Source organism: Streptomyces sp. NBC_00377 (genome assembly GCF_036075115.1).
Taxonomy (GTDB): domain Bacteria; phylum Actinomycetota; class Actinomycetes; order Streptomycetales; family Streptomycetaceae; genus Streptomyces.
This window is the reverse complement of record NZ_CP107958.1, coordinates 4,862,513-4,877,008: the sequence shown is the minus strand read 5'-3', so window position 1 is coordinate 4,877,008 and position 14,496 is coordinate 4,862,513. Positions and strand designations below refer to the sequence as shown.

Here is a 14,496-nt window from a genome sequence, read left to right as displayed (position 1 = left end):
CCGATCGTTCTCGGTTCTTTCCTCTAAATTCTGCACCTTGACCCGCGTTGCCCGAAATGGCGGATGCGGGTCGAGTCGGTTATAGGACGAACGGCTTGTCCTCGGCACTACAACTACACCATCCGTCCAGCCGCGTCGGCCAAACCGATGGAATTGCCCCCCAGGTGTTCATCGGCGACGGAAGCCGATGGACCATGCCATAGCGGACAGTCACGCCACTGTGACGATCAGTCACAGGGCGATCAGGAGGCATCAGACCCCCCAAAGCGCTGTAATGCTGAGATTTCCCCCCACAGTGGAGCATAAGCAGGCGGACGGAGCCCTCCCCGGACTCCTTGTCCTATTTTGGCACGAGGAGGGGCAAGCGGCGCAAGGGTCGTGTACGTGCGTTCCGTCACCCTTGGGACATAAGCCCGGATCGGGGATCTACGTCCCGTCAGTTCCGTGAAGTGCGGTTGACCGTACGCTGTTCGGCCGCGTCACGGCCGTGACCTGCGTCACTAATGAAAGCGCTGTCGCATCTGTCACATCGTCAGGTCACAGCACCGGCGCAGCGCCGACGGCGGCCCGGTGCGCCGGCGCCGGCCTCCGCGGTCTCAGTTGGCCGAGCGCCGGTCGCGTACCGCCCGCCACCGCTCCACCAGCCGTGCGTACGCCTCGCCGGCCGCCGCGCCGTCCCCGGTCCGCAGCGCCTCGATCCCCTCGGCGACGTCCTTCGCGGAGTGATCGTCCTCCAGCTCACCCGCGGGCAGCACATGCACCAGACCGCCGTAGTCCAGTTCCACCAGCGAACGCGGGTGGAACTCCTCGAGCCAGCGGCCCACGTCCACCAGGCCGTCGATGAGCGGTCCCCCGTCCATGGCGTCCTTCAGCGTCCGCAGCGACCGGGCCACCCGGCGCCGCGCCTGCACCATCGGTGTGCGGTACCGCAGCACGGGGGCGACCTCCGCCGTCCCCTTCTCGTACTCCCGCTCCTCGTCGGAGACGAGCACGAACCAGTTCAGCGGCACCTGCCAGACCGCGGTGCGGATCCACGGGCGGGCGTCGGGGTTGCGTTGCAGCCACCGCTCGTGGTCCTTGGCGGCCTCCAGCCGCACCACTTCGGGGAGCGCCGCCTCCAGGACCGTCCGGGGCAGCTCGTCGTCCAGCTCGCTCAGGGCCAGCCAGCCGCGCAGCCGGGTGCGCCAGGGGCAGACGCAGAGCACCCCGCCCACCTCGGCCACGAACGCGTCGCCACTCTCGTGCACGGGCACCACGACCGGCGGGGTGGGCAGCAGGTCGGCCAGCGAGCGGCGCAGCTCGTCCTGGTACGAGGGGCGGTCGGAGCGGCGTGCGTAGCGCTCCCAGTGGGTGCGCTCGGGCTCGGAGAAGGCGGCCAGCGGCTCGTACACGCGCAGATAGACCGCGTACGGAACGATCACCGAGGACACCTTGGGCACGCCTGCTCCCTCCCCCCTGGGCCGAACGGGAAACCCTGCGAATCGTCCCATGCAGGTACTCCGGGAGAAGGTGATCCCCGACACTGCGAGAGCGGCGGGCCACACAGGCTCTACTCTCGGACCACAGGCCCGCCACCCTTACGGTGCCTGCGTCCCGCCCGCCGCTAGACACCCGGGAGTCACCACAGTGACCGACGTTTCCGGCGCACCTGCTGATGTACTGCACACCCTGTTCCACTCGGACCAGGGCGGTCATGAGCAAGTCGTGCTCTGCCAGGATCGCGCCAGCGGCCTCAAGGCCGTCATCGCCCTCCACTCCACCGCTCTGGGCCCCGCCCTGGGCGGTACCCGCTTCTACCCGTACGCGACCGAGGCGGAGGCCGTCGCCGACGCGCTGAACCTCGCGCGCGGGATGTCGTACAAGAACGCCATGGCCGGTCTGGACCACGGCGGCGGCAAGGCTGTGATCATCGGCGATCCCGACACGATCAAGACCGAGGCGCTGCTGCTCGCGTACGGCCGTTTCGTGGCCTCGCTCGGCGGCCGGTACGTGACCGCCTGCGACGTCGGCACCTATGTCGCCGACATGGACGTCGTGGCGCGCGAGTGCCGCTGGACCACCGGGCGCTCGCCCGAGAACGGCGGGGCCGGCGACTCGTCCGTGCTGACGGCCTTCGGCGTGTACCAGGGCATGCGGGCCTCCGCACAGCACCTGTGGGGCGACCCCTCGCTGCGGGACCGTACGGTCGGCATCGCGGGTGTGGGCAAGGTCGGCCACCACCTGGTGGAGCACCTGCTGGAGGAGGGCGCCCGGGTCGTGATCACGGACGTCCGCCAGGAAGCCGTGCGCCGGATCGCCGACAAGCACCCGTCTGTCGGTGTGGTCGCCGACACCGAGCGGCTGATCGGGATCGACGGGCTCGACATCTACGCCCCCTGCGCGCTGGGCGGGGCGCTGAACGACGACTCGGTCCAGATGCTGACGGCGAAGATCGTCTGCGGCGCGGCCAACAACCAGCTCGCCCACCCGGGCGTGGAGAAGGACCTCGCCGACCGCGGGGTCCTCTACGCGCCGGACTACGTGGTGAACGCCGGCGGGGTCATCCAGGTCGCCGACGAACTGCACGGTTTCGACTTCGAGCGGTGCAGGGCGAAGGCCGCGAAGATCTTCGACACCACCCTGGCCATCTTCGCACGTGCGAAGGAAGACGGGATTCCGCCGGCCGCGGCGGCCGACCGGATCGCCGAACAGCGGATGCACGAGGCCGCCCGCGCACGCGGCTGGTGACGCTCCGGCAGGGCGCCTGGGCGCCCCGTCCGGGGGTTTCGGCGGTACCGCCCGGTGGAAAGTTGGAGAGAACTCTCACTCCTCCGGGCGGGTCGGCCGCCGATTAGTGGTTAAAATCGCCACTGACCAGCGAGGACGGGGCGACCCAAAAGTGCTGCGCACACGCGCGTACGACGGGCGACGTACCGTACGGGCGTGGGCTCAGGTACCGTGGGAGCCCTACGACGGGCTCTCCACGGAGGGACCGTCCTGGATCATGAACGCGTGTCAACCTGGGGCCGTCGAGCCCCGTCGTTGAGGGGGTCGAGCCATGGGGCGCGGCCGGGCCAAGGCCAAGCAAGCGAAGGTCGCCCGCCAGCTGAAGTACAACAGCGGCGGGACAGATCTCTCACGCCTGGCCGAAGAGCTGGGCGCATCGCCATCGAATATTCCGCCGAATGGTGAGCCATTCGAGGACGATGACGATGACGATGAGCAAGACGACGACCCGTACGCACGGTACGCCGAGCTGTACGGGGACGACGACGAGGATGATGGCGAGGACTCCTCGCAACACCGTCGCGGCGCTTGACCTTGTACTGAGCATCCACCCGGTCGGTGACTTCGGTCACCGACCGGGTCTTGTGCTGCCCACCTGGTCACCCGCCGGCCCGGGCCCCTGCCCGGGCACGGGCCCGCCGGCTCCTCAGCGGGCGTAGTCCCCGACCAGCTCCGCGCCGGTCGGGTGTTCGCCGCGCTCGGTGATCTCGCCGGCGACCCAGGCCGGCACGCCGCGGTCGGCCAGTGTCGCCAGGGCCACGTCCGTGGACTCCTCGGGCACGATCGCCATCATGCCGACGCCCATGTTCAGCGTCTTCTCCAGTTCCAGGCGCTCGACGGAGCCGGTCCTGCCGACCAGGTCGAAGATCGGGGCCGGGGTCCAGGTGGAGCGGTCCACGGTGGCGTGCAGCCCGTCCGGGATCACCCGGGCCAGGTTGGCCGCGAGGCCGCCGCCGGTGATGTGCGAGAAGGCGTGGACGTCCGTCGTGCGGGTGAGCGCCAGGCAGTCCAGCGAGTAGATCTTGGTGGGCTCCAGGAGCTCCTCGCCGAGCGTGCGGCCGAGGTCGTCGATCCGCGCCTCCAGGGACAGCCCGGCCTGCTTCAGCAGGACGTGCCGGACCAGGGAGTACCCGTTCGAGTGGAGGCCGGAGGCCGCCATGGCGATCACCGTGTCACCCGTGCGGATGCGATCCGGGCCGAGCAGCCGGTCGGCCTCCACGACGCCCGTACCGGCGCCGGCGACGTCGAAGTCGTCCTCGCCCAGAAGGCCCGGGTGCTCGGCCGTCTCGCCGCCGACCAGGGCACAGCCGGCGAGCACACAGCCCTCGGCGATGCCCTTGACGATGGCGGCGACCCGCTCCGGGTGGACCTTGCCGACGCAGATGTAGTCGGTCATGAACAGCGGTTCTGCGCCGCACACCACGATGTCGTCCATGACCATCGCGACCAGGTCGTGGCCGATGGTGTCGAACACACCGAGCTGACGCGCGACGTCGACCTTCGTGCCGACGCCGTCCGTGGCGGAGGCGAGCAGGGGACGCTCGTAGCGCTTGAGGGCGGAGGCGTCGAAGAGGCCGGCGAAACCGCCGAGGCCGCCGAGGACCTCGGGGCGCTGCGTCTTCTTCACCCACTCCTTCATCAGCTCGACGGCGCGGTCGCCCGCTTCGATGTCGACGCCGGCAGCCGCGTAGGAAGCACCGGTTCCGGATGCACCGGAGGCGCCCGTCGACGCAGTCGACTGATCAGATGCAGCAGACATTGCCTGGGATCTTTCGGGTTGGTGAAACGTGCGGGACTTACGGGCGACGGATCGCGTCGGCCGCGGCCGTGGCTGCCGGACCGGCCGCCAGCTCGGTCTCCAGAAGCTGCTTGCCGAGCAGCTCGGGGTCCGGGAGCTCCATCGGGTACTCGCCGTCGAAGCAGGCGCGGCAGAGGTTCGGCTTGGCGATGGTGGTCGCCTCGATCATGCCGTCGATGGAGATGTAGGAGAGGGAGTCGGCGCCGAGCGAGGTGCCGATCTCGTCGATGGTCATGCCGTTGGCGATGAGCTCCGCGCGCGTGGCGAAGTCGATGCCGAAGAAGCAGGGCCACTTCACGGGCGGCGAGGAGATCCGGATGTGGACCTCGGCCGCGCCCGCCTCGCGGAGCATCCGGACCAGGGCCCGCTGGGTGTTGCCGCGCACGATCGAGTCGTCGACGACGACCAGGCGCTTGCCCTTGATGACTTCCTTCAGCGGGTTCAGCTTCAGGCGGATACCGAGCTGGCGGATGGTCTGCGAGGGCTGGATGAACGTCCGGCCGACGTACGCGTTCTTCACCAGACCCGCGCCGAAGGGGATGCCGGAGGCCTCGGCGTAACCGATGGCGGCCGGGGTGCCGGACTCCGGGGTCGCTATCACCAGGTCGGCGTCGACCGGCGCTTCCTTGGCGAGTTTGCGGCCCATCTCCACGCGGGAGAGGTACACGTTCCGGCCGGCGATGTCGGTGTCCGGGCGGGCCAGGTACACGTACTCGAAGACACAGCCCTTGGGCTTCGCTTCCGCGAACCGGGAGCTGCGCAGCCCGTTCTCGTCGATGGCGATGAACTCGCCCGGCTCGATCTCACGGACGTAGGCCGCACCGCAGATGTCGAGGGCGGCGGACTCGGAGGCGACCACCCAGCCGCGCTCCAGGCGGCCGAGGACCAGCGGGCGGATGCCCTGCGGGTCGCGGCCTGCGTAGAGGGTGTGCTCGTCCATGAAGACGAGCGAGAAGGCGCCCTTGACCTGCGGGAGGATCTGGTGGGCCGCCTCCTCGATGGTCAGCGGCTTGCCGTCCTGGTCGACCTGGGCCGCGAGCAGCGCGGTGAGCAGGTCGGTGTCGTTGGTCGCCGCGACGCGCGGGGTGCGGCCTTCCTGCTTGGGCAGGTCGGCGACCATCTCGGCGAGCTGGGCGGTGTTGACGAGGTTGCCGTTGTGGCCGAGCGCGATCGAGCCGTGCGCGGTGGCACGGAACGTCGGCTGGGCGTTCTCCCACACGGAGGCTCCGGTGGTCGAGTAGCGGGCGTGTCCGACCGCGATATGACCCTGGAGCGAACCGAGCGAGGTCTCGTCGAAGACCTGGGAAACGAGGCCCATGTCCTTGAAGACGAGGATCTGGGAGCCGTTGCTGACCGCGATTCCCGCGGATTCCTGACCTCGATGCTGGAGGGCGTAGAGCCCGAAGTAAGTGAGCTTGGCGACCTCTTCACCGGGAGCCCAGACCCCGAAGACGCCGCAAGCGTCCTGGGGGCCCTTCTCGCCGGGGAGCAGATCATGACTGAGTCGACCGTCACCACGTGGCACGCCTCCGAGTGTAGGCGAGGTCGACCACTGGTCCGAATTGGGGATACTCGCCGGTAACTGGATCACCCGTCGGCCGACCTTGCCGTGATCGATTCATTTGCGCAGGTCAGCCGGTGGATTCGATGATCCAACACTCGGTTCGGCGCACCAGGGGACGTGCGCCTGGGAGCCCGCCCCGTCGTGCGCAAGTGAGGTGTCGCACACCATCGGGGCGGGCGCACGCGGTCCACCGGACCGGGTGGCCGCCCGGACGTCGATTCGCGGTCCGCGGCGGGACGTCGTCTCCCGGTCCGCGGCCGCAGGTCACTTCCCGGTCGGCGGCCGCAGCGTCACTTCGTGGTCAGCCGGATCCGGTCGCCGTCGGCCGTGCCGAGCGTCAGCGTGGCGCCCTCGACCTCGGTGCTGAGGACGCCCTCGGTGAGGGTTGCGGCCAGGATGCGCTCGAAGTCCATGGGCCGGCCCACGCAGGCCATCCTGGTCGACCGGGCGTCGCTGAACCGGACGCTGCCGTCCTCGACGGCGGCCTTGGCGGTGAAGTTGTTGCAGCCGTAGCTGCCCGCCGCCTTGCCGTCCCGGATCTCGAGGTGCGCGCCGGCGGGGGCGCGGTGGACGGCGCCGTCCGCGGTGACGCTGTCGACGTTCCAGCGGACGCCGGTGACGGGCTGCTCGGCGCTGACCGCCCCGCTGCCGGGCCGCTCCCCGTCCGCCTTCTCGCTGCCGCAGGCCGCGGCGAGCGGGACGAGCAGGACGGCCGCGGTCAGCGTCATGCGCCGCTTGTACGTGTGCGTAGGGCTGTGCCTCTGCCGGTACATGCTGGTTCGACGGGGCGGGTGGGGCGATCGGTTCCCACCGGGGGCCGGAATCAGGACATCAGGGGCAGCAGTGCCGTGAGATCGGCCCGCTCGCCGCTGGCGGCGACCTTCGCCTGCGCGACGGCGTCCGGCCAGCTCAGACGCCCCGTCGCCAGCCTGATCCAGGTCAGCGGGTCGGTCTCCACGACGTTGGGCGGGGTGCCCCGGGTGTGCCGGGGGCCCTCGACGCACTGCACGACGGCGTACGGCGGGACCCGCACCTCCGTCGCGCCGCCGGGCGCCCTGGCGGCGAGGGCGTCGGCCAGCAGCCGGGTGGCCGCGGCGAGCGCCTGCCGGTCGTAGGGGATCTCCAGGCCGGGGACGGCGACGTTCAGGTCGTCGGTGTGGACGACGAGTTCGACGGTCCGGGTGACCAGGAGGTCGGCGAGGGTCATGGCGCCGGTGCGGGTGGCCATCAGGCGGTCCCCCGCGGCGGTGGCGAGGGCCTCGGTGAACTGGTCCTCGGTGCGGGTGAAGAGGGCTTCGAGGTCGGGGTTCGCGGCGGCGAGGTCCCGGGTGCCGTCGGAGATGCCGGCGGCCCGGGCGGCCGTGGCGAAGGGCCACTCCAGGAGCGTGAGGTCCGCCTTCGCGGGCTCGTCCCGGTCGAGGTTGCGGCTGACGGTCGCCACCGCCATGGTCACGTGAGCGGCCAGGTCCCGGACGGTCCAGCCGGCCAGCCGCGTGGGCAGCGCGAGCTGCTCGGGGGTGAGGGTTCCCACGGCCCGCCGTACGTTGCCGAACTGCGCGACGACCGCGGCACGGATCTTCGCGGGGTCGTACGCGCGGGTGCGTTTCCTGGCCGGGGGCATGGCCGTGAGCCTAGTGGCCGCCGCCGACAGCCGGACCGCCCCGCCCCGCGCACACCCCGCGCGCGTGGACGACGGGGAGTCATACCTGCGGGGCAGCGCCCCAGGGCGTGTCTGACAATTCGCGTCGGATCAGCGCGCGGCGTCCGGTGCGGTGCATCGCAAGGCGGAGCATCGCCCGCGTACTGGATGTACTCGGGTGATGCGACAACGCGGCGTGGGGGCACCCCCGGCCGAAGGCTGGGGGAGTGCCGTGCCGGACGCCGCGCGCCCGGCGGGAATTGTCAGACACGCCCTAGGCGGTTCCGCGGCGGCGCGAGGGGCGGGCCCTGCCGTACGGCGAAGGCGCTGGAAGCGGTGGAGGCGACGGCGAAGGCCCCGCCCGTCGGAACGGGCAGGGCCTTCGCCGTCGTCACCGGTGCCGCGCGGACGCCGGTGCTTACGCGAGCAGCGCCGGGATGGTCGCCTCGTGGGCCTCCCGCAGCTCCTCCAGGGGCAGCTCGAACTCGCCCTGGACCTCGACCGTGTCCCCGTCGACGACACCGATACGGGTGACGGGCAGACCGCGCGCCCCGCACATGTCGTTGAAGCGGAGCTCCTCGGAGCGCGGGACGGCCACCACGGCACGGCCCGCCGACTCGGAGAAGAGGAAGGTGAAGGCGTCGAGCCCGTCCGGCACGACCAGCCGCGCGCCCTTGCGGCCGAGCAGCGCCGACTCGACGACCGCCTGGATCAGACCGCCGTCCGACAGGTCGTGCGCGGCGTCGATCATGCCGTCGCGGGAAGCGGAGATCAGGATCTCGGCGAGCAGCCGCTCCCGTTCCAGGTCGACCTTCGGGGGCAGGCCGCCGAGGTGGTCGTGGACGACCTGGGACCAGGCCGAGCCGCCGAACTCCTCACGGGTGTCGCCGAGGAGGTAGAGCAGCTGGCCCTCCTCCTGGAAGGCGACCGGCGTGCGGCGCGCGACGTCGTCGATGACGCCGAGGACGGCGACCACCGGCGTGGGGTGGATGGCCGCCTCGCCGGTCTGGTTGTACAGGGAGACGTTGCCGCCGGTCACCGGGGTGCCGAGCTGCTGGCAGGCGTCGGCCAGGCCGCGGATGGCCTCCGCGAACTGCCACATCACCGCCGGGTCCTCGGGCGAGCCGAAGTTCAGGCAGTCGGAGACGGCGAGCGGCTTGGCACCGGTCGTCGCCACGTTCCGGTAGGCCTCGGAGAGGGCCAGCTGCGCTCCCGCATACGGGTCGAGCTTGGCGTACCGGCCGTTGCCGTCGGTCGCGATGGCGACGCCGAGGCCGGTCTCCTCGTCGATCCGGATCATGCCCGAGTCCTCGGGCTGGGCGAGGACGGTGTTGCCCTGCACGAAGTGGTCGTACTGGGACGTGATCCACTTCTTCGAGGCCTGGTTCGGGGAGGACACGAGCCTCAGGACCTGGTCCTTCAGCTCCTCGCCCGTGGTCGGCCTCGGCAGTTTGTTCGCGTCGTCCGCCTGGAGGGCGTCCTGCCACTCAGGGCGGGCGTAGGGGCGCTCGTAGACCGGGCCGTCGTGGGCGACGGTGCGCGGGTCGACGTCGACGATCTTGCCGCCGTGCCAGAAGATCTCCAGCCGGTCGCCGTCGGTCACCTCACCGATGACGGTCGCGATGACGTCCCACTTGTCGCAGATCTCCAGGAAGCGGGCGACCTTCTCCGGCTCGACGACCGCGCACATGCGTTCCTGCGACTCGCTCATGAGGATCTCCTCGGGCGAGAGCGTGGAGTCGCGCAGCGGCACGTCGTCCAGGGTGACGCGCATGCCGCCGGAGCCGTTCGAGGCGAGCTCGGACGTGGCACAGGACAGGCCCGCCGCGCCGAGGTCCTGGATGCCGACGACCAGCTTCTCCTGGAAGGCCTCCAGGGTGCACTCGATGAGGAGCTTCTCCTGGAAGGGGTCGCCGACCTGGACGGCCGGGCGCTTCGACGGCTTGGCGTCGTCGAAGGTCTCGGAGGCGAGGATGGAGGCGCCGCCGATGCCGTCGCCGCCGGTCCTGGCCCCGTAGAGGATGACCTTGTTGCCGGCGCCGGACGCCTTCGCGAGGTGGATGTCCTCGTGCCGCATCACGCCGATGGCACCCGCGTTGACCAGCGGGTTGCCCTGGTAGCAGGCGTCGAAGACGACCTCGCCGCCGATGTTCGGCAGGCCCAGGCAGTTGCCGTAGCCGCCGATGCCGGCGACGACGCCCGGGAGGACGCGCTTGGTGTCGGGGTGGTCGGCCGCGCCGAAGCGCAGCGGGTCCACGACCGCGACCGGACGCGCACCCATCGCGATGATGTCGCGGACGATGCCGCCCACGCCGGTGGCCGCGCCCTGGTAGGGCTCGACGTACGAGGGGTGGTTGTGCGACTCGACCTTGAAGGTGACGGCATAGCCCTGGCCGACGTCGACGACGCCGGCGTTCTCACCGATGCCGACGAGCAGCGCGTCCGACTGCGGGGCCTTCTCGCCGAACTGGCGCAGGTGCACCTTGGAGGACTTGTACGAGCAGTGCTCGGACCACATGACGGAGTACATGGCGAGCTCGGCGCCGGTCGGACGGCGGCCGAGGATCTCCACGACGCGCTCGTACTCGTCCTTCTTCAGGCCGAGTTCGGCCCAGGGCAGCTCGACGTCGGGGGTCTCGGTCGCGTGCTCGACCGTGTCCAGAGGCGTCCGGCTCATGCGTTGACCAGCTTCTTGAGGATCGAGGTGAAGAAGGGGAGGCCGTCGGTGCGGCCGGACCCGATGAGCGGCTCGACGGCGTGCTCCGGGTGCGGCATGAGGCCCACGACGTTGCCGGCCTCGTTGGTGATGCCCGCGATGTCGCGCAGCGAGCCGTTCGGGTTGCCGTAGCCGTCGGCGCCGTCGCCCTGCACGAGGTAGCGGAAGGCCACACGGCCCTCGGCCTCGAGCTGGTCGAGGGTGTACTCGTCGGCGACGTACCGGCCGTCCATGTTCTTCAGCGGGATCTGGATCTCCTGGCCCGCCTCGTAGTCGGCGGTCCAGGCGGTCTCCGCGTTCTCCACCCGCAGCTTCTGGTCGCGGCAGATGAAGTGGAGGTGGTCGTTGCCGAGCATCCCGCCGGGAAGCAGATGGGCCTCCGTGAGGATCTGGAAGCCGTTGCAGATACCGAGGACCGGAAGGCCGGCCTTCGCCTGCTCGATGAGGGTCTCCATCACCGGCGAGAAGCGCGCGATGGCGCCGGCCCGCAGATAGTCGCCGTAGGAGAAACCGCCGCACAACACCACGGCGTCGACCTGATGAAGGTCTTTGTCCTTGTGCCAGAGAGCGACGGGTTCGGCACCCGCGAGGCGGATCGCACGCTGGGTGTCCCGGTCGTCGAGGCTGCCCGGGAAAGTGACGACGCCAATACGAGCGGTCACTTCGCGGCCCCCGCGACCGCTTCTTCCGACTCGACCTTGACGGTGAAGTCCTCGATCACGGTGTTGGCGAGGAAGGATTCCGCAAGATCATGGATGCGGGCGAGGGCGGCCTCGTCGACCGGCCCGTCAACTTCCAGTTCGAATCGCTTTCCCTGACGTACGTCGGAGATGCCTTCGAAACCCAGTCGCGGCAGTGCGCGCTGCACCGCCTGGCCCTGGGGGTCGAGGATCTCCGGCTTGAGCATGACGTCGACTACGACGCGTGCCACTGGCACTCCCGGTGGTGTGGTGCTGAGCAGGTTCCTGCGGGGGTCTCCAACAGGTGTCTTCAGACTACCCGTACAAAATTTCTACGCGGGTAGAGTTGTAGGAAAGTACGTGACCGCCATCACGATCAGGTATCGGACCAGTGCCTTCGCGAAAATTTCAGGGAAAGATCCGGGGTGCACCGGCGTTCCCTATTGCCCCGGGACACGCGGGCAGATTTAGTCGGGCTTCACATTGCAATGCCGGGCACTGTACAAATGAATTGCCAATAGCCGATACTTTGCCCCATAACAGGCGGACAGTCGACATCTCCGTGACGTCTTGGCACGTCACCGCAGAGCTGTCGCACGAAGGGACCGATATTCGTGGCGCAGAAGGTCGTGGTCACTCTCTCTGACGACATCGACGGCTCGGAAGCGGCGGAAACGATCGCTTTCGGGCTCGACGGCAAGTCGTACGAGATCGACCTGAATGAAGCCAATGCCAAGAAACTGCGTAAGGCTCTCGCGCCCTACGTGGACGCCGGCCGGAAGCGGTCGAGGTCGGGCAAGGCGTACAAGCAGACGGAGGTCGCACCCGACCCCGCGGCCGTCCGCGCCTGGGCCCAGGCCAACAAGATGGAGGTACCGGCCCGCGGCCGCATCCCCAAGAGGGTCTACGAGGCGTTCACCGACGCGCAGTGAGGCGCAACCCCTGACGGGTTCCCCGTGAACCTCGGGCCGACGGCCGGTCACGCGCCCCTCGAACGCACCGACTTGCGCTGCACCCCTCCTGGTCAGCTAGAGTCTGGAGCACGCCGAGGGGCAAGGCCGAAAAGCCCAGCTCACGGAGTACATGCGGGTGTAGTTCAGTAGTAGAACATCCCCCTTCCAGGGGGAAGGCGCAGTGTGCGATCCCTGTCACCCGCTCTGCATCACCGCCTGACCACTGTTGTGGATCAGGTAGGCTGGTGCCCGCGCCGATCAGTGAAAGCTGGTCGGAGGCAATGCGGACGTAGCTCAGTTGGTAGAGCGCAACCTTGCCAAGGTTGAGGTCGCGAGTTCGAGCCTCGTCGTCCGCTCGGGAATGAGACCCCGGTCCAATGGACCGGGGTCTTTCCGTGCGCCTTGAGCGTGTGGGCGCCCTCGTGTGGGCGCCCTCGTGTGGGCGCCCTCGTGTGGGCGCCCTCGTGCGGGCGTGATCGTGGAAGCGGCGCGCGCCATCGTCTGACATTTGTCATGCGGAGTGATGACACCTCGCACTGCTGCCGGCCTCCGCCCACGGGGAGGCTTGGGGCATGGACACGAATGAACACGTGATTGAGGTCACCGACCTCCGGCGTGTGTACGGGGGCGGGTTCGAAGCGGTCCGTGGAATCTCCTTCCACGTCGGCCGCGGTGAGATCTTCGCGCTGCTCGGCACCAACGGCGCCGGAAAGACCTCGACGGTCGAGTTGCTGGAGGGTCTGGCGCGCCCCGACGGCGGGCGGATCAGGGTTCTGGGCCACGACCCGCACACCGAGCGGGCCGCCGTACGACCGCGCACCGGCGTGATGCTCCAGGAGGGTGGCTTCCCCTCGGATCTCACCGTCGCCGAGACCGCGCGCATGTGGGCCGGCTGCGTGAGCGGAGCCCGTCCGGTCGAGGAGGCGCTGGCCCTGGTCGGTCTGGCCCCTCGGGCCGGCGTCCGGGTCAAGCAGCTGTCCGGAGGTGAGCGGCGGCGCCTCGACCTCGCACTCGCGGTCCTCGGAGAGCCCGAAGTCCTGTTCCTGGACGAGCCGACGACCGGCCTGGACGCCGAGGGCCGGCGGGACACCTGGGCCCTGGTGCGCGCCCTGCGTGACGCCGGTACGACGGTGCTGCTGACCACGCACTACCTGGAGGAGGCGGAGAACCTCGCCGACCGGCTCGCCATCCTGCACGAGGGACGCATCGCGGCTGCCGGGACACCGGCCGAGGTGACCGGGGCCCAGCCGTCCCGGATCACTTTCGAACTGCCTGAGGGGTACTTCGTGGGCGACCTGCCTCCGCTGGGCGAGATGGGCGTGTGCGGTCACGAGGTCGACGGCCGGGTCATACGGCTGCGCACCAGGGAGCTGCAACGGGCGGCGACCGGGCTGCTGGTGTGGGCCGAGCGGTCCCGGATCGAACTGCGGAGGCTGGATGTGCGGTCGGCCTCGCTGGAGGAGGCGTTCCTCGGGATAGCCCGGGAGTCGTCGCACCGTGACGAGACCGAGGAGGTAGCGGCATGAGCGGGACGGCGGTGAAGGACTCGACCGGTCGCACGGCCGGCCGTTCGGCCACGACTCCCGTGAGCCGGATGACAGCCCTCGCACGGGCCGAACTGACCCTGCTCGGACGCAGCAGGAGCACTCTCGTCACAGCCGTGGTCATGCCGCTGGTGCTGCCGGTCAGCCTGGCACCGGTGATCGACGGCATGGACGCGAAGGACGCCGGGCTGAGCGCCGGCCTGGTGCTGCTGCCCGCCGCGATCGGCTTCTCGCTGCTGTTCGGGGTCTACTCGGCCCTGACGGTCATCTACACCGCGCGGCGCGAGGAGCTCGTCCTGAAGCGGCTGCGCACCGGTGAGCTCCGGGACGCGGAGATCCTCGCCGGGTCGGCGCTGCCCGTCCTCCTCACGGGGCTGGTGCAGTGCCTGGTACTGGTGGCCGGCGCGACAGTCGTGCTCGACATACCGGCCCCCGAAGCGCCCTACCTCGCCGTGCCGGGACTGCTGTTGGGGCTGGCGATGTGCGCGGCGTTCGCGGCCCTCACCGCGACGGCGACCCGGACCGTGGAGAGCGCACAGGTCACCACGGCGCCCCTGGTGCTCGTGTCGATGATCGGTTCCGGAGTGGCCGTTCCCCTGGAACTGCTGCCCGACCGGCTCGCCTCCGTCTGCCAACTGCTGCCGCTGTCTCCGGTGATCACCCTGATACGCGGCGGCTGGACCGGCGACCTGTCGGCTTACGAGGCCCTGGGCGCCCTGGGTATCGCACTGGCCTGGACCCTGTCGGCACTGTTTGCTGTACGGCGGTGGTTCCGTTGGGAGCCCCGGCGCTGACCCGCCGGGACCGAGCCGGGAACCGGACCGGATTCGTGGTGG

The 14,496-nt window shown here is 69.9% G+C and carries 13 protein-coding genes and 2 tRNA genes; 7 read left to right on the top strand and 8 right to left on the bottom strand.

The window, feature by feature from the left end; genetic code table 11:
* Positions 1–596: 596 nt before the first annotated feature.
* The gene (locus OHS71_RS21920) at positions 597–1,439 is read right to left on the bottom strand and encodes a hypothetical protein (protein WP_328481069.1); all 843 of its coding nucleotides are present in this window, start codon (positions 1,437–1,439) and stop codon (positions 597–599) included.
* Positions 1,440–1,626: 187 nt separating this feature from the next.
* On the opposite strand from OHS71_RS21920, the gene OHS71_RS21915 reads away from it, so the two are divergent.
* Positions 1,627–2,727: a Leu/Phe/Val dehydrogenase gene (locus OHS71_RS21915; RefSeq protein WP_328481068.1), complete on the top strand. Its 1,101-nt coding sequence runs from the start codon at positions 1,627–1,629 to the stop codon at positions 2,725–2,727.
* 310 nt (positions 2,728–3,037) lie between these two features.
* Positions 3,038–3,298, top strand: coding sequence for a DUF3073 domain-containing protein (locus tag OHS71_RS21910; RefSeq protein WP_020131270.1), 261 nt, complete (start codon positions 3,038–3,040; stop codon positions 3,296–3,298).
* Between the two features lie 114 nt (positions 3,299–3,412).
* Here OHS71_RS21910 and purM read toward each other — a convergent pair whose 3' ends face one another.
* The 7 genes from purM to purS all read right to left on the bottom strand — a co-directional run bounded on the left by purM (position 3,413) and on the right by purS (position 11,414).
* Positions 3,413–4,525 carry a phosphoribosylformylglycinamidine cyclo-ligase gene (purM, locus tag OHS71_RS21905; RefSeq protein WP_328481067.1) on the bottom strand — a complete coding sequence of 371 codons (1,113 nt, stop codon included), beginning with the start codon at positions 4,523–4,525 and terminating at the stop codon, positions 3,413–3,415.
* Between the two features lie 37 nt (positions 4,526–4,562).
* Positions 4,563–6,089, bottom strand: a complete 1,527-nt coding sequence (gene purF / locus OHS71_RS21900; RefSeq protein WP_328481066.1) for an amidophosphoribosyltransferase — start codon at positions 6,087–6,089, stop codon at positions 4,563–4,565.
* A gap of 329 nt (positions 6,090–6,418) precedes the next feature.
* Complete coding sequence (locus tag OHS71_RS21895) at positions 6,419–6,856, bottom strand: META domain-containing protein (protein ID WP_328481065.1); 438 nt, start codon at positions 6,854–6,856, stop codon at positions 6,419–6,421.
* Positions 6,857–6,951: 95 nt separating this feature from the next.
* On the bottom strand, positions 6,952–7,749 hold the full coding sequence (locus tag OHS71_RS21890) for a maleylpyruvate isomerase family mycothiol-dependent enzyme (RefSeq protein ID WP_328481064.1): 798 nt from the start codon (positions 7,747–7,749) through the stop codon (positions 6,952–6,954).
* Positions 7,750–8,185: 436 nt separating this feature from the next.
* Positions 8,186–10,444, bottom strand: a complete 2,259-nt coding sequence (purL, locus tag OHS71_RS21885; RefSeq protein ID WP_328481063.1) for a phosphoribosylformylglycinamidine synthase subunit PurL — start codon at positions 10,442–10,444, stop codon at positions 8,186–8,188.
* Complete coding sequence (gene purQ / locus OHS71_RS21880; protein ID WP_328481062.1) at positions 10,441–11,145, bottom strand: phosphoribosylformylglycinamidine synthase subunit PurQ; 705 nt, start codon at positions 11,143–11,145, stop codon at positions 10,441–10,443. Before purQ ends, purL begins: the two co-directional genes overlap by 4 nt.
* Complete coding sequence (gene purS / locus OHS71_RS21875) at positions 11,142–11,414, bottom strand: phosphoribosylformylglycinamidine synthase subunit PurS (protein ID WP_020131278.1); 273 nt, start codon at positions 11,412–11,414, stop codon at positions 11,142–11,144. Before purS ends, purQ begins: the two co-directional genes overlap by 4 nt.
* Positions 11,415–11,777: 363 nt before the next feature.
* Between purS and OHS71_RS21870 the strand changes: the two genes are divergently transcribed.
* From OHS71_RS21870 to OHS71_RS21850, 5 genes are all read left to right on the top strand, one after another.
* The gene (locus OHS71_RS21870; protein ID WP_328481061.1) at positions 11,778–12,095 is read left to right on the top strand and encodes a histone-like nucleoid-structuring protein Lsr2; all 318 of its coding nucleotides are present in this window, start codon (positions 11,778–11,780) and stop codon (positions 12,093–12,095) included.
* A 153-nt stretch (positions 12,096–12,248) separates the two neighbouring features.
* Positions 12,249–12,320 (top strand) — tRNA-Gly (locus tag OHS71_RS21865).
* A gap of 79 nt (positions 12,321–12,399) precedes the next feature.
* Positions 12,400–12,472: transfer RNA gene (locus OHS71_RS21860), tRNA-Gly, on the top strand.
* A gap of 216 nt (positions 12,473–12,688) precedes the next feature.
* Positions 12,689–13,642 carry an ABC transporter ATP-binding protein gene (locus OHS71_RS21855; RefSeq protein WP_328481060.1) on the top strand — a complete coding sequence of 318 codons (954 nt, stop codon included), beginning with the start codon at positions 12,689–12,691 and terminating at the stop codon, positions 13,640–13,642.
* Entirely contained in the window at positions 13,639–14,454 is an 816-nt protein-coding gene (locus tag OHS71_RS21850; protein WP_328481059.1) for an ABC transporter permease, read from the top strand. The genes OHS71_RS21855 and OHS71_RS21850 overlap by 4 nt, the downstream gene beginning before the upstream one ends.
* Positions 14,455–14,496 lie beyond the last annotated feature (42 nt).

What these genes read in the sequence shown, in the direction of transcription:
- OHS71_RS21910 (WP_020131270.1), top strand. Translation starts at nt 3,038, where the DNA reads ATGGGGCGCGGCCGGGCCAAGGCCAAGCAAGCGAAGGTCGCCCGCCAG.
- purM (WP_328481067.1), bottom strand. Translation starts at nt 4,525, where the DNA reads ATGTCTGCTGCATCTGATCAGTCGACTGCGTCGACGGGCGCCTCCGGT.
- OHS71_RS21895 (WP_328481065.1), bottom strand. Translation starts at nt 6,856, where the DNA reads ATGACGCTGACCGCGGCCGTCCTGCTCGTCCCGCTCGCCGCGGCCTGC.
- OHS71_RS21890 (WP_328481064.1), bottom strand. Translation starts at nt 7,749, where the DNA reads ATGCCCCCGGCCAGGAAACGCACCCGCGCGTACGACCCCGCGAAGATC.
- purL (WP_328481063.1), bottom strand. Translation starts at nt 10,444, where the DNA reads ATGAGCCGGACGCCTCTGGACACGGTCGAGCACGCGACCGAGACCCCC.
- OHS71_RS21855 (WP_328481060.1), top strand. Translation starts at nt 12,689, where the DNA reads ATGGACACGAATGAACACGTGATTGAGGTCACCGACCTCCGGCGTGTG.
- OHS71_RS21850 (WP_328481059.1), top strand. Translation starts at nt 13,639, where the DNA reads ATGAGCGGGACGGCGGTGAAGGACTCGACCGGTCGCACGGCCGGCCGT.